Annotated in this window: 14 protein-coding genes; 5 read left to right on the plus strand and 9 right to left on the minus strand. The window is 71.1% G+C overall.

The window, feature by feature from the left end:
• Positions 1-88 precede the first annotated feature (88 nt).
• The 9 genes from BS75_RS13500 to BS75_RS44245 form a co-directional block, all read right to left on the minus strand.
• Positions 89-661: a 3'-5' exonuclease gene (locus BS75_RS13500; protein ID WP_034088384.1), complete on the minus strand. Its 573-nt coding sequence runs from the start codon at positions 659-661 to the stop codon at positions 89-91.
• Between the two features lie 145 nt (positions 662-806).
• Positions 807-1,145 carry a hypothetical protein gene (locus tag BS75_RS13505; RefSeq protein WP_034088385.1) on the minus strand — a complete coding sequence of 113 codons (339 nt, stop codon included), beginning with the start codon at positions 1,143-1,145 and terminating at the stop codon, positions 807-809.
• Positions 1,146-1,530: 385 nt separating this feature from the next.
• The gene (locus BS75_RS13510; RefSeq protein ID WP_034088386.1) at positions 1,531-2,463 is read right to left on the minus strand and encodes an aminoglycoside phosphotransferase family protein; all 933 of its coding nucleotides are present in this window, start codon (positions 2,461-2,463) and stop codon (positions 1,531-1,533) included.
• Positions 2,460-3,749, minus strand: a complete 1,290-nt coding sequence (locus BS75_RS13515; protein ID WP_034088387.1) for a TIGR02679 family protein — start codon at positions 3,747-3,749, stop codon at positions 2,460-2,462. The genes BS75_RS13510 and BS75_RS13515 overlap by 4 nt, the downstream gene beginning before the upstream one ends.
• The gene (locus tag BS75_RS13520) at positions 3,746-7,864 is read right to left on the minus strand and encodes a TIGR02680 family protein (RefSeq protein ID WP_034088388.1); all 4,119 of its coding nucleotides are present in this window, start codon (positions 7,862-7,864) and stop codon (positions 3,746-3,748) included. Before BS75_RS13520 ends, BS75_RS13515 begins: the two co-directional genes overlap by 4 nt.
• Entirely contained in the window at positions 7,861-9,642 is a 1,782-nt protein-coding gene (locus BS75_RS13525; RefSeq protein ID WP_063771421.1) for a DUF2398 family protein, read from the minus strand. The genes BS75_RS13520 and BS75_RS13525 overlap by 4 nt, the downstream gene beginning before the upstream one ends.
• Complete coding sequence (locus BS75_RS13530; RefSeq protein WP_034088389.1) at positions 9,639-11,174, minus strand: TIGR02677 family protein; 1,536 nt, start codon at positions 11,172-11,174, stop codon at positions 9,639-9,641. Before BS75_RS13530 ends, BS75_RS13525 begins: the two co-directional genes overlap by 4 nt.
• Before the next feature lie 263 nt (positions 11,175-11,437).
• Entirely contained in the window at positions 11,438-12,112 is a 675-nt protein-coding gene (locus BS75_RS13535) for a DUF4870 domain-containing protein (RefSeq protein ID WP_034088390.1), read from the minus strand.
• Positions 12,113-12,331: 219 nt separating this feature from the next.
• Positions 12,332-13,300, minus strand: coding sequence for a LysR family transcriptional regulator (locus tag BS75_RS44245; protein WP_052069400.1), 969 nt, complete (start codon positions 13,298-13,300; stop codon positions 12,332-12,334).
• Between the two features lie 435 nt (positions 13,301-13,735).
• On the opposite strand from BS75_RS44245, the gene BS75_RS13545 reads away from it, so the two are divergent.
• The 5 genes from BS75_RS13545 to BS75_RS13570 all read left to right on the plus strand — a co-directional run bounded on the left by BS75_RS13545 (position 13,736) and on the right by BS75_RS13570 (position 18,968).
• Positions 13,736-14,176 (plus strand): methyltransferase family protein, encoded by a 441-nt coding sequence (locus BS75_RS13545; protein WP_231607763.1) that lies wholly within the window; start codon positions 13,736-13,738, stop codon positions 14,174-14,176.
• Positions 14,177-15,324: 1,148 nt separating this feature from the next.
• A complete protein-coding gene (locus BS75_RS13555; protein ID WP_034088392.1) occupies positions 15,325-16,185 on the plus strand; it encodes a helix-turn-helix domain-containing protein in 861 nt (286 codons plus the stop codon).
• Positions 16,186-16,187: 2 nt separating this feature from the next.
• Positions 16,188-16,412, plus strand: coding sequence for a DUF397 domain-containing protein (locus BS75_RS13560; RefSeq protein WP_034088393.1), 225 nt, complete (start codon positions 16,188-16,190; stop codon positions 16,410-16,412).
• 252 nt (positions 16,413-16,664) lie between these two features.
• Positions 16,665-17,678, plus strand: coding sequence for a DNA cytosine methyltransferase (locus tag BS75_RS13565; protein WP_042437194.1), 1,014 nt, complete (start codon positions 16,665-16,667; stop codon positions 17,676-17,678).
• Between the two features lie 132 nt (positions 17,679-17,810).
• Positions 17,811-18,968, plus strand: coding sequence for a DNA cytosine methyltransferase (locus BS75_RS13570; protein WP_063771422.1), 1,158 nt, complete (start codon positions 17,811-17,813; stop codon positions 18,966-18,968).
• The last annotated feature ends 2 nt before the right edge of the window (positions 18,969-18,970 follow it).

An 18,970-nucleotide genomic window follows, 5' to 3' on the forward strand; every position in this document is an offset into this window, starting at 1 on the left:
TCGCACCCGTGGCCGAGCAGCCGGGCAGGACCGGGTTCGTACCACCGACTGCCGACTGCCGACTCCGCCGAGCTCGCGTCGGCCGGCCTCAGGGGTGGGGCGTGCCGGGCCAGCTGCCCTGGGCGTTGAGGTTGAGGATGAGCGCGGCAATGTTCCAGGCGTCGTCCTCACCGCTGTGGTGGCGTCCTTCCAGTGGCAGTTCGGCGATCCGCAGCGCCTGGGCCATCCCAGGTCGCTTGCGCAGTTGGTGGGCCCGAGCGAAGACCGCCTTGGCGTTGGTGTGCTGGTGGCCGAAGGGGTACGGGGTACCGGTCGCCTGGCACTGCCGGGTGAACTGGTGCCGGTCGTAGTCACCCCAACTGGCCCACGGGCGCGTCCCGGCGCGGTGTTCGGCTGCCAGGAGCCGGCACGCGCCGTCGAAGTCCAGGCCGGTGTCCACCTCGGCCTGGGTCAGTCCGGTCAGCTCGGTGCAGAAGGCACTGACGGCGGATCGGGCCGGTCGCACCAGAATGCGGTGCTTCCCGATCCGCTCGCCCGTTCCGAGATCGACGACGGTCAGGCCGATCTCGATGATCTCGTTGACCGCCCCGACGGGTGGCTCGCCGTCCCAGCACGTCGCCTCGACGTCGACGACGTTCAGCAACTCTTCGCTTCTCTCCATGGCGCCGAGCGTAGAGAGCCGGTCGCCAGCACGTCGCCTCGTTTTCCATGGGCCGACCGCGTCCGACGGAGGCCGCGTGCCGCCGACTGTCAGGTGTTCGCGGGCCGTGCTTTGCGTGCTCACGGGCCCTTTCCGGGTGCGGCGGTCACAGGCCGTGCTGGTCGAGGATCTTCATCAGGTTGCGCTTGCGCTTCTGTTCGGCGCGAAGGCCGGCCAAGTAGGTCTCGAACTCCGCTGTGGTTCCGAGGTGTTGGTGACAGTTGCGGGCGCGCAGGAGGAGCCGGGCGATTTCCTGGTACGTAGCGTCCCCGGTGACGGTCTTGAGGGGCTCGATGGCACGCAGGTACACCTCCAGCGCCTCGGCGGGGCGGTCGTCGGCGAGGTGGTCGGCCCGGGTGAGCTGCTGCCGTGCGGTGGCCACGCCGGGAGCGGCGGTCCAGGCGGCGGCGATGTCGCCGTCGTCGATCAGGGCGTCGATCCACACCGTTGGGCCGTGCCAGGTCCGTGCAGCGTCCTTCACGGCGTCGGCGCGCAGCAGTTCCAGCGCCGGTCCGCGCTCGGCCTGCCAGCACTCGGCGGCACGCGCGGCTGCGCGCAGCTGCTGGTAGGCGGTCAGGGTACGGTCGGCGCGAAGACGGTCACGGCGTACCGCGACGGCGTCGGCTCGAACGAGCGTGGTCCGGCTGCCGCCCGCAGATCCGCCTGCGTGAAGCCGATGACGACTGCCATACCAGCGTGACCGTCCCCTTCATATGCGCGTCGGGCCGCGTACCCGCCCGACCCCGGCTTCGAGTATCCCGAACTCCGGGCCGGCGGTGCGCGGGCGTACGTAGTAGCCATACCCGCTCCCGTGCCGGGGAGATCGTGCGCTAGGCACGCTCGGTGAGCAAGGTGGCCAGGCGGTCGACGAATTCGGTGAGCCGGTCCAGCCGCGGTCCGCTGCGGGCAATGCGGAACCCGTGGCGGCGGGCCCCGAACGCGGCCTGGACAGCGTGGAACTGGGCCCAACGGCGGGCACATTCGCGATCGAGCTCCGCAGCCTCGACGAAGACATCCAGCGTGCGGCGGACAGCCGTACGCAGGTCGTCTGCTTCGAGAAGCCGCAGCGCGCGCGACTTGAGCAGCGTGCCGCCGTCGTAGGCGGGATCTCCGGCGTAGCCCTTGGGGTCGACGGCCAACCAGGGCTCACGGTCGGCGCGCAGGATGTTTCGGGCATGGAGGTCGCCGTGGACCAGGGTGTCCGACTCGATGTGCCCCAGCTCGCGTACGGTCGCCACGGCGGCGTCCACGGCGTAACGCGACAGTGGGTGTGTCAGCTCTGCGGCGTCCTTGCGCAGCTGCTCCTCCCAGGCAGCGGCCCGCTCGTGCAGCCGGGGCAGATTGGGCGGCGCGTGGACGGCCAGCCGACGATTGATCCGCCCCGCGACTGTCGCCACCTCGTCCTCGTCATCGACCTCTGCCAGGGTCGATGCCTGGACCCGCTCCAGCAGCATCGCGAAACGCTCGTCGTCGCGTTCGAGCAGCAGGACCGCGCCGCGCCCACCCCACGCCGCGAACGCGTCCGGCTCATGGGCGTTGCCGGGGTGCGGAAAGGACACCTTCAGCACAGCGGTCCCACCCGCCCGCCGTCGCACCGGGACGATCAGTCCGACACCCCCGTGCATGACCTCGCCGTCCGGCACGCACTCCCAGCGCCCCAGCAGCCCCTCCACGATCACCGGCAGCTCGGCCAACCACGCCGCTCCGCCCTCCCCCTCGCGTTCGACCGTGCTCCGCGAGAACGCCTCCGGTGTCCTGGTCATCCACTCGCCCTCCGCCCCGGGCCGGTGAGGTCGGCCAGCAGTAGCGGGAGCAGGCGCTCCTCCATCACGGCGCTGTCCTGGGCGGCCAACTCCTCGGCCAGGAAGGGGTCCCAGGGGCTGGCGGCCGGGGCGCCGACCAGCGGCGCGCCCGCGCCCTCGGCGAGGGCGGAGCGGTAGTCCGCGGCGGACATCCGCCAGTGGGTCGACCGGGGGGCGTCGAGCAGGGAACCCGCGATGCGGAGCCCGGCCCAGTCGAAGTCGGCGCGGACGTGCAGCCGGGCGCCGGCGCGGACGGCCGCGTCCAGCAGCCGGCGGCAGGCGGCCGAGGGCACGCCCTCGGTGCACACCAGTGCCGCGCAGTCCTCCTCCAGCTCGGCGGCCGCAGCGCGCAGCACGGCCGGGTTCTCGCAGACGTAGAGGTCCCTGGCGGTGGGGGTGAGCGGATCGAAGGTCAGCTGTTGCAGGGTCAGCCGGAAGGGGATGCCGAAGCCGGCCGCGTCGTCCAGCCAGCCGGCCACGACATGGTCCTCCCGCGCCCTGACGTTCAGCACCAGCACCTGGCTGGCCAGGTCGTCGGCGACGGCCCCGAAGCGCTCCCACAGCAGCCGCTGCCCGACCCGGTCGCGGGGCGGTTCGGTCTCCGCGCGCAGGGCCAGGGCGCGGAGCACCAGGGCAGCCAGCGGGCTCCCGGGGATCAGCGCCTTGGTGTCGCCGGTGGCACGCTCGGCCAGCACCGGGAGCGGCAGCAGTTCCCTGGAGGGCAGCCGCCCCTCGGACGGCAGCAGTTCGCTGGAGGGCAGCCGCTCCAGGACCGCGACGGCCCAGCCCAGCAGTTGACCGTCGCCCCGGCGCAGCAACCTGGTCAGCGTCCCGTCGGTGTCGACGGATTCGGCCCAGGCGGCGTACCAGGGTTCGGCGGCGTGGCGGCTGCGGGCCAGTGCGGCACGGAGCTCGTCGCGTTGGCCGGACTCGGTGCGGCGTTCGGCGGGGCGGTCGCGCAGCGGCCCGTCCAGCAGCGCCAGCACTGCGACCAGCCCCCGGCCGTAGGCGGTGTGGAGGGCGGCGTCGAGGTCGGCGAGGCCGACGGTGAGCCGCTTCGCGGTCTCCGGGCGGTAGCGGCCGGTGACGCCGATGACGGCGCGGCGCTCGGCCTCGTCCGGGGCGGTCAGGCCGATGGTGCCGTCCAGGGACCAGCCGTCGCGCTCCAGCCTGCGCCGGGCGGCGGCCAGAAGCCGCCGCCACTCCGGGCCGCGCAGTTCGTCGAGCGAGCGGGAGCCGGCGCTCATCCGGCTGCCTCGACCCGCCTGGTGCCGGGCGACCCGAGGGCCAGGGCAAGTTCCCCGGCGTCGTCGGCGAGCAGCCGGGAGCCGTCCCAGACCAGCAGCAGGGCACTGACCGTGTGCTCGGCCGGCGAGTGCGCCAGGTCGTAGTGGGCGGCGGCGGTGACCGAGCGGTGGGCGGCCCAGAGGTCGTAGCCGGTCATGAACAGATCGAGGTCGAACTGGGCGGCCAGGCTGAGGAGTTCGCCGCGTCCGGTGTCGTCGACCCCGGCGAAGGCCTCGTCCAGGGCGAGCAACCGGGGCGCGTGCGGCAGGGCGGAGTTGAGCATCGCTTGGGCGGCCGCGAACAGCGGCAGGTGCAGCGAGACGGACTGCTCACCGCCCGAGAGTCGGCTGTGCCGGGCCCGGGTCAGGGTCTCCTCGCTGCCGTCCGGGCGGACCAGCTGGAAGACGAACTGCCGCCAGTCGCGGTAGTCCAGGACCTCGGCCAGCAGCTCCCGGTAGGGGCGGTCGCGCCAGCGGGCCCTGGCGTTCTTGATCTGGGTGGCGAACAGGGCGCGCATCCGGCCCAGGGCGTCCGGGCCGAGCCGGTTGGCGTCGGCGTCGAGCAGGGCGCAGACCGCGCGCTGCTCCTCGTCCAGCTTGTCGGCGAGGTGCCAGGCGACGCCGACAGTGGTCCCCGAGGACATCCGGCGGGCCCGCATCTCCTTGTTCATCCGGCCGATCAGGTCGCGGGCGTCCACTGTGCGGTCGTGGATCTGCTGGGCCAGTCTGGTCAGCAGCGCGTCCTCCAGGATCCGCTGCTCCGAGTCGCTGAGCAGTTGCTGCTGGTCGCGGCGCGCGGCGGAGATACGCGCCGCGAACGCGCCGACCGGCAGCGGGCCCTGCTCGTCGGCGATCCGGACCACGATGACGCCGTCCGCGCCGTCCCACTCGGGACGGTAGTCCTGGCCGGCGGCGCCGAGCTGGGACTGGAGCTCGTCCAGGGCCTTGGTGAGCCGGGTGGTGGACTGCTTGAGCGAGTTCTCGGTCGGGGTGAGCTCGCGGGTGGCGGCGAGGATCGCGTCATGGACGGAACGGACCGCCGCCGGCAGCTCCTCCTCGGCCCAGTCGGCCTCCTGGGCCGGCCAGTTCAGGCCGGGCGGGCACTTCAGCACGTCCAGCAGCTCGCGCTGGGCGTAGGGGGCGAGCTCGCGCGCGGTGGCGCGCTCCTCCGCTACGGCCACGGTGCGGGACTCGCGGGCGGCGGTGAGCCGTTCGGCGGCGGCGGACGCGGCGGTGAGGGCGGTGCGCTCGGCCGCGCGGGCGGCGGCCACCTCGGCCTCGGCCCCGGACCGGGCCGCTTCCGCCTCCTCGACCCTGGCCAGCACCTCGGTGGCGTCGGCGCCCACCGCCTCACGCAGGGCGTCGAGCTTGGCGCTCTCCTCGGCGCTCCGGCGGCGGGCGGCGCGTTCTGCCCCGGCCGCCGACTCCTGGTCCTCGGCGGCGAGTTCCATCCGGGTGTCGGCGGCGGCGACGGCGTCCTGCTGGCGGTCCTCCTCCCGGCGCTGCCCGGCCAGGGCTGCGGCGGCGGACCGGAAGCGGTGCACGGCGGCCTCGACCGCGTCCGTCCGCTCCGGGTCGATCCGGTGCTCGGCGGCGGCCCGGCGCACGGCCCGGTCGGTGACCCCGGTGGCGGCCACGGCCTCGTCGTAGGAGGACTGGGCGGCGTCGGCGGCCTCACGGGTGGCCCGCAGCCTGGCGTCGGCCCGGCCGAGGGCGGCCAGGGCGGCCAGCACCGGGGCGGGACGGGGCAGCGCGGCCCGGGCGGTGGCGAACCCGGCGAGGGCGTCGGCGCAGTCGGCCGCCTCGGTGTCGAGCCCGCTCAGCCGGTCCGCCAGCGTGGCGATCCGGGCGTCGCAGTCGGCCAGGCGCGCGGCCCGGCGGCGGGCGCGGGCGGTCGCGCCGATGTACTCGGCGTGCGGCTTGCGGTGCGCGCCCTGCTGCGCGCCCTGGGCGTAGCGGCCGTCGGCGGTGACCACGGCCGGACGCGAGGCCTCGGCGAGCTGCCCGCCGTCGGTGGCCAGCGAGCGCAGGATCGCAGTGACCCTGGCGGCCGGCACACCGGTGTCCTCCTCGGTGTCCTCCTCGGGCAGCAGCAGCTCGGCCAGGCTGGGACCGTCGACGGCCGGTCCCGGGCGGAGGCAGGCATCGCTGGCGCCGGCCGCAGGCGGCCGGTCCTGCGGGTCGACCCAGGCGTCCAGCAGCCCGGCCGCCTCCAACGCCGCCTCCACACCGGCCGCCTGATCATCCGTCACCTCCGGTGCGAAGCTGACCAGTTGCCACAGCGGCGCACCCGGTCGGCCCTCGCGGGAGTCGGCCCTGGCCGGGTGGGCGGCGGGGGCGTCGTCGTGCTCGGCGGCGATCCTGACCCGCTCGGCCCCGGCCTGCTCCTGCTCGGCGGCGGTCCGGGCACGTTCGGCCCGCAGCTCGGCCTGGCGGTCGCGGAGCCGCTCGGTGGCGGGAGCGGTGGCGGCGGCGAAGACGTCGACCAGGGCCGGCGCGTCCGGCTCGCCGACGGCGGCCAGCGCCTCGGCCAGGGCCTCGCCCAATTCGTCGGCCACCCCCAGCTCGTCCGCGGCGCCGGCACCGGAGCCGGTGCCGGCCAGCAGTGCGCGGTACCGGGTCAGCCAGGCGTCGAGTTGCTCGGCGGCCCGCCCCCGGGACTCGGCGAGCGACTCGGCCGCTTCCTGCTCCGCCGTCTCGGCCCCGTCCACCGCGGCCTGGGCCCGGTCCAGGTTCGACCGGGCCAGGTCCCTGGCCTGTTCGGCCTGCCGGTGCGCGGCCAGCGCGGCCCGGGCGGCGCGTACCGCCTCGGTGCGCTCGGCGGCGCGCAGGCCGGCGCGTTGGGCCAGGACCTCGGGCGCGGCGTCGGCCGCTGTCCACTCCGCGCCGGCGGCTGCGGCGTGGTCGGCGAGCTCGGCGGCGGTCCGGGACACCGTCGCCGCCAGCTCGGCCAGCAGGGCACCGGCCCGCTCCAGTTCGGCCCTGGCCCGTCCGGTGGCGGCGGCACGGCGACCGTGCTCGGCCTCGGCCTCCCGCGCGGTCTGCTCACAGGTGCGGACCAGCCGCTCCAGGTCGGCCAGTTGCTCGACGGCCTGGTAGGCGGCGCTGGACTTCAACTGTTCCAGCCGGGCCCGCAGCCCGGCCAGGCCGTTCTCGGCGAGCTCCAGCCGGGTGGCCGCGGACTCCTGCCGCTCCTCGGCGGCGGCGAGGCCGGACGTGGCCTCGGCGACGGCGGTCCGGCGGTCGGCGGAGGACTCCCGACGGCGGGTCAGGGCGTCCGCGGCCCAGCGGGCGTGGACCCGGAGGTACGTGGTGTAGCTGGCGAGGAAGGCCGTGGTGGCCTCGTCGGCCGCGGTCAGGCCCTCCAGGGTGCGCTGGACCGCCTCCATGTCGTCGAAGGAGCGGGCCGCCTCGGCGACCAGGTCGTCGTCGACCGGCCGCAGCCCGGCGCTGAGGGTGTCGGAGAGCTTGGCCGGGTCGAGGTTCTTCGCCAACTGCGGCCTGCGGAGCGTCAGGATCAGGGTCAGCAGCTGTTCGTAGCGTTCCCGGCCGAGGCCGAACAGCCGGTGGTCGATCGCGGCGCGGTAGTCGGCGGCCGAGTCGTACAGCTGCTCTGCCGCCCCGGCCGCGTCCAGCTCCGCCGCCAACTGCTTCTTGGTCATCGGCCGGTCGTCGTCGGTGAACAGCGAGAAGTCCTCGCCGACCCTGCCCCGCGCGACGAAGTGCCAGCGGACCGGCTGGTCCCGGTGCCGCTGGGCGTGGAGTCCGATGCCCACGGTGACGCAGTCCCCGGTGTCGCGGTGCCGCAGCTCCAGCCAGACGTAGCCGACCGCGTTGTCCTGGCCCCGGAACAGCAGGTTGGACTTCATGGTCCGGTCCTCGGCGGCGAACGGGTTCAACCGCTTGGGGTCGATCCTGCCGTCGAACACGAAGGGGAACAGGCACTCCAGTGCCTTGGTCTTGCCCGAGCCGTTGGGGCCGCGCAGCACCAGCCAGCCACCGGCGAAGGAGAACTCCTCGTCCCGGTAGTCCCACAGGTTGACGATGCCGGCGCGGGTGGGGACGTAGCGGCTCACGGGGTCGGGTCCTCGGGTGTGGATGGGTCGAACAGGGTCTGCTGGGCGGGTTCGGGCTCAGGGGCGGGCTCAGGCTCGAACTGGGCGGCGGGCACAAGGTCGAACTCAAGGTCGGCCCCGGGCTCCGGTTGCGTCCCGGACGCCGTCCGCGACTTCGGCCGCGACTTCGGCCGGGAGGTCGTACGCGAGGTCGCCCTCGATGCCGCGCTCGATGCCGCGCTCGATACCGTCCCGGCCGTCGGCCGGGACGTCGATCGGGACCTCGGCGGGGACGTCGGCTCAGACGTCGACTCGGGCGTCGCCCGGGTCCCCGGCCGGGTCCGCGGCTGGGTCTTGACCACCGCCGTCGCACCCCGGTAGCGGGCCAGCAGCGGCAGCGCCAGCACGCCGCCGTCCACCGGTGCCACCAGCCGCAGATCGGCCAGCAGAGCCACCGCGAGCCTGGCGAGCCGCTCCGGGTCTGCGACCAGCGCGTCGGACAGCCCCATGCCGTAGTCGGCGGCCAGTTCTCGGATCGTGCGGCGCAGCCAGGCGTCGGTGACGAAGGGATACTCGGTCTCGGGCAAGTTCTCAGCGATCGCTGCGGCCCCTACGGCCGCTACAGCCCCGGCCGCCTCGCCGGCCTCCACGCCCGTTGCCCCACCGTCCTCGGTCCCAGCGCCCTCGGTCCCACCGTCCTCGGTCCCGGCGTCCAGGTCCGCCGACTCACCCGGCTCGGCCAACTCGGCCAGCGCACCGCTCAGCCCGCGGTCGGGCATCGCCGCGTCGAGCCTGGCCGCCGCCTCCCCGCGCCGCTCGGCGGCGGTCGCGGCGGGCAACCGCTCGGTGCCCGGGCGGGCGGCCTGCTCCGCGATCCGCGCGCCCAGCAGCAGCGCTGCCTGCGCGACCGTGCCGCCGGCCGGGAAACCCAGGTCGGAGAAGCGCCGGGCGGAGTCCAGCAGGGCCAGCCCCTCTGCCCTGCGCTCCACCGTCAGCCCGGTGAGCCGCTCCAGGTCCTCGACCAGGCCCGGCGCCCGCAACTGCCCGCGGAGGTCCTCGTCCACATCGGCGTAGTACACGGCCGGCTGCTCCAGGACCAGTCTGCGCGCCCGCCGGGAGGCCGTCCGGCGCCGCTCCTCCCGGCCCTGGGAGATTCCGCCGACGCCCTCCCGGCCCAGCAGCTCGCCGACCGAACCCAGGTGCTGCAGCACCCGGTTGGGCCGGTAGACGGCGGTGGTGACCTCGCGGTCGATGTCGTAGAGCGCCTCGGCCCGCTCCGGATCGCTGGCCCAGGCGGCGGCGGAGCCGTCGGCGGTGCGCACCGCCCCGCGCGCCTCCAGCCAGGCGACGGCGTCGACGAACGCGTCCCGGTCGGCCTTGCGGGCGGTGTCCATGCCGAGCCCGTCGATCCGTCCGGCGTCGGCGGCCACCGCGTCCGCCAGCTCGCTGAGCGCGATCTGCGTCCCCGACCGGCCCAACGCGGCCAGCGTCAGCACCAGGTAGGCGTAGCGGCGGCGGTCGAACACCCGCTTGGTGGTCTTCCCTGCGGTCACGGCGGGCTGGGTCGGGTCCAGCTCGTCCTGGACCCGCAGCAGCCGTGCCGTGTCCGAGGTGGTCACCAGTCGGTAGCCCAGCACCTCGTGCAGATCCGTGCGCAACTGCTCGGCCCACCGCCGCACCAGCGGCAGCGCGCCCGCGTCCGGGTGGACGGCGGTGACCAGCGGCTGGCGCAGGATCAACCGCACCGCCTTCTGGTAGTCCGCCAGTTCCAGCGGCGAGACGTTCTCGGCGACCCTCACAGGGCGCTCACCTCCAGTCGCAGCCGGTCCAGGTGCAGCCGGCCCCGGACGGTGCGGACCGTGCTGGAGCCGGCCGCCGGATGCAGGGTCAACCGCACCCCGTGCGCACCCGCGGCGGCCAGGTCCTGCTGTCCGCCACCGCGCACCCCCCGGCTGACCGGTACCGGCAGCCGGGCGGCCAGGGCCAGGTTGAGCAGCCCCAGCAGCGCGTCCGTCTCCGGCTCGTCCAGCACCCGCCCGTACACGCCGTCGCCGGCCAGCGCGGCGGCGGCGGTCCTGGTCTCCGCCTGCGCCTTGAGCTGCTTGGCGCGCAGCAGCTCGCGCTGCTCGTGGTTCCGCTCGACCCGGCCCGGGCCGCTGAGCCGGGGCTCGCGTCCCGACTTGACCAGGGTGCGGGCGAGTTCCACCGGCGGGGCCTGCCACCAGGAGGTGCGGCCCGGAATCAGCTCGGGATCCTCGTGGAGCACCGAGACATGCCGTGGCGAGCCCAGGTCGAAGGCCGCCCGGAACAGCGCATGGGCATCCGCGTCCGTCGGACAGGAGACGAACCACTGGGCCAGGTAGCGCAGTTGGCTCTCCTGGCTGACCCCGCCCCGGGTTGCCTCGGTGACCCGCCGCAGCAGCGCCAGCACGCCGCGGATCGCGGTGACCGTGGCGTTCTGCAGCCGCTCGCTCTCGCTGCGCTCCCCCTCCGCGAACCAGTGCACCAGTCCGGACCAGCGCTGCCGCCAGTCCTCCAGCCGCTCGACAGGGGAACGGAACAGCCGCTCGTCGACCAGGGCGGCCCGCTCCACCAACTCCTCCACCCCGGTGGCCGCGACCGCCTGCACCGCCTCGGCCAGCAGCGGGGTGAACCTGGCCAGTTCGCCGTTGAACTCCTCCATGTGGGAGAGCAGCGCGTCCTTGTGGGCCAGGAACACCTCGGGACGGGTGTCGTTGGTCCTGGCCAGGTCGCCGAGCATCAGATAGAAGCGGGCGGAGCGCTGCGCCATGTCGGCGAGGACGGCGTCCAGCCGGGACAGCTTGCGGTAGACCTCCTCGGCGTCCCCCGCCGCGTTGGCGGCGGCCAGCGCCCGCAGGTCCGCCAGGATGTCGGGGAACACCAGGCGCGAGAGCTGGGCGTCCTCCAGGCTCGCGCCGAGGACCTCCTCGACAGCGCGGAAGGCGCGGTAGCCGGCCTGGGTGAACTGGTAGACGTAGTGCCGGTTGCGGTACTCGGCCAGGTTCGCCGCACGGGTGCCGTCGTAGCTCCGGTCCAGCAGCTTCCACTCCGCCAGCGCGTCCAGCAGCGGCTGCACCTCGCCGACGGCGCGGGCCGACGGATTGTCCTCGGCCAGCTCCGCCAGCAGCTCCCGGGCATCCGCGACGTGCAGCAGCACCTGGTAGTTGGCCCGCCCCCGGTCGAAGGCCCGCAGCAGCCACAAGTAGTCGTTGCGCTTTTCCGCCGCCGCGAAGTGGAACAGCCGAAGGCGGTCGTCCAGGGTGAAGGCATCGATCCCGAAGGAGCCGCCCTCGTCCTGCCCGTCGTTCACGCGTTCCTCCACCGACTCGTCACCCTGGGTAGCAATTGTGCCTCACCCTGGCCGACACCTCGCACCTACTGGACAGATCAGTCGCCTTCAGGTATTGGACCGGCGGCAGCGACGCCCCCGTGCACCCACCGTACCCGAATCATCCACTCCGACCGGTTCCCGTGGAGGGCCCGCTGCCTCAACGCCGCAGGCGCCCGTCGGCGCCACGAGAAGTCCACCCGCAGACGCCGACTGGCCGACTGGCCGACTGATCGACGCAGTACTCAGACCTGGGGCGGCCTGATGAAGCGGATGCCGATGGGATAGCGGTACTGCGCTCCCTGGCTGGCCTTCACGGCCGCCATGATCTGGATGATCAGACAGCCGACGAGCAGCAGCAGCCGCAGCAGGGCGCCGAGCGGGGGTGACGCCATGGACAGCACGAGGATCACCACACCGGGGATGATGACGCTGAGCTGGAAGTTCAGCGCCTCCCGGGCGTGCTCCCCGGTGAACTCGGACTTCGCGGTGAGCATCACGATCAGCGGGGGGATGAAGCAGAGGAACACCGCGAACGTGCCGATGACGAAGGAGAAGACCACCGCGACGGCCAGCGGCAGCCAGTGCGCGAGGGAGGCCATGGTGCGGTCGCTGGCCGCCCCGGGCGTGGACGGCGGGTACCCGGGCGGCGGATACCAGCCCGGCGGCGGCGATGCGGAGTACTCCGGCGGACGGTCGTACCCGGCGTTCCCGGGTCCGGCCGGCGGCGGCGGGAAGTGGTTCGGCGGCGGCGGGTAGTTCGGCGGCACCGTCTGTCCGAAGCCGGCGCCTGGACCGGGGCCTGCGGTCGACCCGGGGCCGGGGCCGTACTGACGCTGGTAGCGGAAGAGTTGGCACGAGTGGCAGTAGCAGGTCTCCACATTGTGGGGCGCCTGCTGGGAGTTGGGGACGGCGTCCATAGTCCTGCCTGTTCGGGGAACGGGAATCCGGCCGACGTCGTCCCGTCGGCCCCCCTTGGCCCGGCCAGGGCACGGCACAGCACAGCCGTGTGGATGGCGGGCGAAGGCGGCGCCCCAGTATCGCCAGAGGCCGCGAGGCACACCAGAAAGCGCTGCTAACCACGACCGTTAGCACGGCTGTCGGGCGCCGAACCGAGGTTGTCGGCGGCCCCGGCAGGTTCAGTGCTTCGGGATGCCAAGGCCGGGCTTGATGAACGGCTCCCGCTCCAGCACACCCAGCTCGGCCACGGCCTCGGCGGCCAGCAGCGTGGCTTGGTGCAGGGCAGTGACCGTGGCCTGTATGGCCGGTGACGGCCCGCCGACGCCGATCCGGTAGTAGCAGCGCACGTGGCGGGCGCCCGGGACCGGGAGCTGGGTGACGGCCACGTCCCGCATGGTGGCCGCAGTACTGGAGGAGAGGATCGCGGCCCCCAGTCCGGCCGTGAGCATCACCTGCGCGGCCTGGGGTGTGGTCGCGACGTGCAGCCGGGAGGGGGTGAGGCAGTGGGCGGCGATGAGTCGTTCGAACGCGCAGTCGTAGGCGGAGCCGGGATCGCCGGTGATCCACGGAACGCCGTCCAGCTCGGCGAACGAGGCCAGCACGGGCCAGCCGGCCGGTACGACCAGGCGGTACCGCTCCTCGATCCTGATCTGGTACTCGGTACCCGCCGGGGTCGGCGGCGCCTCGTCCGCATCGCAGATCATGACGAGGATGTCGACCAGCCCGTTGCGCAGAGCGCTGAGGTCGGCCGCACCGGCCGCCAACTGCTCACGGACGGTGGGCTCCAGCGCCGGGAACCGCTCGGCAAGGATCGCCATCGCCGAGCAGACCACCGGGACGTAGCGCGGGACTGCGCCGATCGCCACCGGTCCGGCGATCGGGGCGCCGAAGTCGGCCAGGTCGCGGCCCGCACCGTCGAGCTCGTCGGCGATCCGGCGCCCGCGCTCGGCCAACGCCCTTCCGGCGGCGGTCAGTTCGATCCGCCCGCCGGAGCGGTCCAGCAGTGGCACCCGCGCCTGCTGTTCGAGCCGGGCCAGAGCCTGCGAGACGGCCGAGGACGTGACCGCAAGCCTCCGCGCGGCCGAGGCGACCCCGCCGGTCTCGGCGAGCGCATGAAGAACCAGCAGACGCTTGGGATCCAGCTCCATGCAGACATCACATCACGGGGGCATGGGCTGATATCGGAGCACCGTGTGCATCTCGGCCATGCGGCCATCCGGGACGCTGACGCTTGACACGTCAACGTCTCTGGTGGATGAAGGATTCGTACGATGTCGGTACGCGGGGTACGCGTTTAGCCGTTCGCCCGAGCGCGTGGTCCGCCCAGTGAAGGGGTGGCCGATGGCGAAGATAACGCCGGAACAGGATGCTGCCTACGCCCTGAGGTTCGGCGTAGCGAGGAGCTCGCTGTCCGCTGAGGCGCAGATCATCTATGACCGACTGGCGGAGCAGCAGAAACACTCCCAGTCTCCGGCGCTTCCCCCGCTGCGGGACGCGGAGGCCGCCGGCAGTCAGGTGGCCATGCCCAGGTTGGCGAGCGTTGCGGTAACAGTCCTAAATCCTTTCCCATGGGGCCGGGGCTGGTGGTCGTGCTGTTGCCGTTCTTGATCACGCGATGGCATGAGGGTGCGTCCTACCCGCTGGCGGTGCGGGCCCTGGGAGTGACCCTGATCGCGGTGGGCGGCTTGCTGATGGTCGCGGCGTTCGTACGGTTTCCCGTCGAGGGCGAGGGCGTGCCGTTTCCGACTATCCCGCCCAGCTCGCAGCGGGTGATCGTCGGCGGCCCCTACCGGTATGTCCGCAACCCCATGTACGTCGCCTTAGGCGCAGCGATCGCAGGACAGGCGTTGCTGCTCGGCCGCCCGATTCTGCTGCTCTACGCGGCCGCGCTCCTTGCCGCCCTGTTCGCGTTCGTCCGCCTGTACGAGGAGCGCACGATGCTCGCCCGCTATGGCGAGTCATACGAGGTATACCGCAAGCGGGTCCCCGGCTGGTGGCCGCGCCTGCCACGCCGAAAGCCCTGACCTGCCCTCCAATCACAACGCTCGGAGGCTGATCCGGCTCGGACCTCGACGGGGAGCACCGGCTCCAAATCCTGGATCTGCACATCCCAGATCCACTCGTTCGCCCCGCCAGCGGTGTCCCAATCGCCCAACAGTGCACCGCACTCCGGAGCATCGTCGGCGGCGGGATCCGAGTGGATCACGCACACCGCTCCCGACAACGGCGACGCCGTCGGATCGGGGTGAATCCTGTACCGGTGAAATCGACACGTCCTCGTCAGCCCCATTGCAGACCCCTAACAACCGTCCGGCGCAGAACCTGAACCCTCCCTCACCCGTAGCCCATCTGGGCCAGTCGCTACCAACTCGTGCATGTCGAGCAAATGACGGCGCATCAGTACTCGCGCATCAACAGCCCCCGACGGATCCCGGGTGATCGCCGCCAATGCTGCCGCCATACGGGCGCACACTTCGCACCCAGGCACGGCAACCGGAGCCGGCCGAGGGAAGCCATAGTCGAACGAGGACGAGAACCATGGCGGCCGATGGAATTCCCTGCGGGACTGCACCCGCGACTCGCTCACAGCCCCTGCCTCGATCGCCTGTTTGCCTCCGCCACCCAAGCACTCAACTCGGCCGCCCGATCAATGGGCTCCAGATCCTCCGGAAGCGCCTGCCACTCCAGCCCACCGCCCACTGGACGCAGGAAGACCCATCTGGGCCCGACTTCCATCACCACCCCGATCACGTCACGCCTCATGTCGTGGATGAGGGTCGAAGGGGTCAACTCGACGTCGGGGATAGAACCGTGCTCCCCACCGGGGAGACAGACAGGCCCTGGTGCAACCTGATCCGGGATTCGCCGGGCGTCCGACTGCGAAGCAGAAGCACCGTCCCCCAGAGGGGATAAACCGAGATCACTCATGAGACATCCTCCGAGAAGGCGCGCCGATGCAACCGCGCGCCCGACGATCAGCGTTCAGCGCCTTTTGGACAGAGGATCACTGACGATGCGTCAAGGTCACCCAGCGCCGAGCGTCGAGCTACGCACCGTAAGGATGCGCCTGGAAGTTGCGAGGTGCAAGTCCTACCGTAGAAGCTCATAAAGATTGCTGCGGAAGGGTGGGACGGGGCAGACTGACAGCTCACATCCGTAGGAGGCCCCGACCGTGCCTGTGAACCGCAACCCCACTGTCCGCCAACGGCGTTTGGCCAGGACGCTGAGGGAGCTGAGGATCGGAGCCGGCCTGACGCTCTTGCAAGTTGCCCAGCACCTCGAATGCGCCGAGAGCAAAATCAGTCGCATCGAGACCGCCCTGTCGGGCGTCCGGCCGATCGACCTGCGGATGATGCTGGACTTGTACGGTGCGACGAACGCGGAGCTGCGACGCGAACTTGAGGAGCTGTCGCGCAATGCCCGCCTTCGCGGATGGTGGGATCGCTACTCTGACGTTCTCTCACCTCGATACGCGCAGTTCATCTCCTTGGAGGCCGACGCCTCCCAGGTGCGCAGCATGCAGACGCTTCTAATCCCCGGACTGCTGCAGACCGAGGAATACACGCGGGCCGTTCTGAGAATTCAGGTGGACGGTGCAACCCCGGCTCAGATCGAGACGCATACCCAGGTTCGGCAGGAGCGACGCTCGGTACTCACGCGGGAGCCACCCCTGGAGATGCGCGTGGTCCTCTCCGAGAGGGCTCTCCGTCATGGTGTGGGCGGTCCGGACGTCATGCGCCCGCAGTTGGAGTACCTGGCCGCAGCGGCAGGGAATCCGAACATAGAGATCCGGGTTCTGCCCGACGCATCGGATATCCATGCCGCCCTGCTGAACCCCGTCACCATTCTCAGCTTCCCTGATTCGTCGGAAACTGACGTAGTGTATGCCGATCACCTGCTCGGGACCATCTATTTCGAGGAACCCACCGAGATCGACATGTACACCAGCCTCTTCCGCCGCGCAACGGAAGAGTCGTTGCCGCCGGACAAGTCAATCGCTCTCATTGAGCGCGCCTCAAAGGAAATGGGCTAGTCATGGCAAGCAACTTCCTCGAATCAGCGCCTGCTGCCGACGTTCAGTGGCGGAAGTCCTCCTTCTCTGGAGCGCAGAACGACTGCGTGGAGATTTCCGAGAGCCTGCCGGGTGTTGTACCTGTCCGTGACAGCAAAGACCCGGAAGGTCCTGTTCTCACCTTCGATGCGACTGCCTTCGCTTCGTTCATCCATGCGGTCAAGTCCGGCCACTTCAGGACCGTCTGACCCAAGGGCCACCAGCTGACAAAGGGCAGTCTCCTACTGCGAGTTGCGCCAGGGGACCGTCTTCGCCTCGGGCTGTCGCGGCAGGCCCGGCGGCGCCGAGTACATCGGCAGACTCAAGCGCTGACCTGCACTCCCAAGAACTGACCTCGCTGCCTACTCCGACCGCGTAGCGTGCTTGAGCGAGGGCCGCAACATTGCGTCGCCGTCCGAACGTGTCCGGCACCATCGACCACGGAAGAAGCGCCGCTGACCATGGGCATGCCTCACGGGTGCACAACGAACAGCAGGTTCACATCCATCGAAATCTGCGCCGGTGTTGGCGGCTCCGCGCTCGGGCTGGAGCGGGCCGGTTTCGATCCGGTCCTGCTGATCGAGAACCGTCCGGTTGCCTGCGAAAGCCTGCGCGCGAATCGACCTGATTGGCGAGTGCTGGAGCAGGATCTGATCGACTTCGTACCCGAAGAGCATCCGCAGTGCTACGACGTGGACCTGCTCTCGGCCGGACTTCCCCGAGTGAAGGCCGACGCTGCGGTCGGCAGGTCCCGGGACGACGAACCTGAGTTGTCGCTGCTCAAGGCAACCGCCTTCCTCATGCACGCCGTCCAACCAAAGGCCCTGCTCATCGAAAACGTCCCCGGCCTGGTGACCAGGGACGCCTATGCGCCGATCCGAACGTTCCTGGAGGAGGAACTTCACCACCTCGGCTACCGTGCGCGCTCCCTCGTGCTGGAGTCCGCCGACTTCGGCTTGCCACAGAAACGCCAGCTCGGCATCATTATCGCCTTCAGGGGAGACCTGCTCGACTCCTTCGAGGAGCCGATCCATCTACCGGGGCCGCCCCTCACAGTCGGCCAGGTCCTCGGCCCCTCCATGGCAGCGGACGGTTGGCCCGAAGCGGCAGAGTGGGCCGCACAGGCCAACCGCCCGGCTCCGACGATCGTGGGTGGCTCCTGGGAGCGTGGTGGTCCCGACCTCGGTCCAACCGGCGCGAAACGATCATGGGCAGGCATGGGCGTCGATGGTGGAACCGTTGCCGATCAGATTCCAGGTCCAGGATTCCAATGGCGACCGGAGGAGGGACGTGCGGGCATGATGGCGCTCACCGTTGAGCAGGTCGCGCTGCTCCAGGGGTTCCCACCGGACTGGCATGTGGCCGGCCGCAAGACAGCCCGCTACCGGCAGGTCGGCAACGCGATGCCCCCACCGGTCGCGGAGCAGCTCGGGCACTCGATCGCCGCAGCCCTGACAGCCGAGCGGTCGTTCTGACTGCCCTTGTTGCGAGTGCGTCCAAAACGAGGCCCACGGCCGGCTAGCATGGGGACCGTTCAGCCCTGTGTGATCCCGGGTGAACCACGACACCGATGAGTTGTTCATCGTCCCGCCCCGCAAGGATTGTACGTGTCCAAGACCTTCAAGATCGTCGACCTGTTCGCCGGACCCGGCGGACTCGACCTCGCTGCCCAGAATTTGGGAGTTACGGTCGACCGGGGAATCGAATTCGACCCTGGCGCCTGTGCGACGCGCAAGGCCGCCGGGCTGGGCACCACGCCGGGCGACGTACGCAATTTCGGACCGGCTGACTATCCGAACGCGAATGTACTGACCGGCGGACCTCCCTGCCAGACTTTCTCGGTCGCAGGCAAGGGTGAGGGCCGGACCGCATTGGCCGAGGTGGAGAATTTCGCCGACCAGTATTTTAAATGCTTCGAAACCAGGGACATCGAGGGATTCAAGAGGATCCACGACGATCTCAAGCAACTCAGCGATGACCGTACCGGCCTGGTCCTGGAGCCCTTGCGATGGGCACTCGAAGCCCTCATGGGCCAGAATCCGTATCAGGCGATCATCCTGGAGCAGGTTCCCACGGTTCTGCCGGTCTGGAAAAAGTTCGCAAATATCCTTGAGGCCACGAACAGCTATGCGGTAGCTGAGCCGGCAGTGCTGCACACGGAACAGTTCGGCGTGCCTCAGACCCGTCGAAGGGCGATCATGATTGCCCGTTTCACCGGACCCGATGCGATGTTGCACGGAGTCCCCAAGCAGCCCGGACCGACCCACCAGTCCTACCGCAAGAACGTCCCCCGACATGTACAGGGCGCCAACATCCCGGGCTGGGTGACAATGGCCGACGTCTTGAAGCGCCACACCCCGTACGAGGTGAAGTCGAACTACGGCACCGGTGGTGACCCGGAAGCGCGGGGCCGACGCCGTCACGACAATCCGTCGGCCACCGTGACCGGAAAGGCGTCGCGCAACAGGCTGGAGTGGGGAGGGCAGGAAATCGGCGAGTTCTCCCTCAGGGAATTGGGCGAACTACAGACGTTCCCCGCTGACTACCCATGGCGTTTCATCGACCGGGACGGCACAGAAAGAGATGCCGTGGACGGGAACGGAAAAGAGCTGCCCGGCGTCCGCAGTGTCATTTCTCAGCAGATCGGGAATGCCGTTCCCCCCCGTTTTGGCATGCATGTGCTGGCCGCCGCACTGGACCTTCGATCCGACCTGCTGGACGACACAACGAAGCCGCTGACCTGGAAGCGTCCGCACACCGTATAGTG

The sequence above is a fragment of the Streptacidiphilus albus JL83 genome (assembly GCF_000744705.1).
In the GTDB taxonomy this organism is placed as follows: Bacteria; Actinomycetota; Actinomycetes; order Streptomycetales; family Streptomycetaceae; genus Streptacidiphilus; species Streptacidiphilus albus.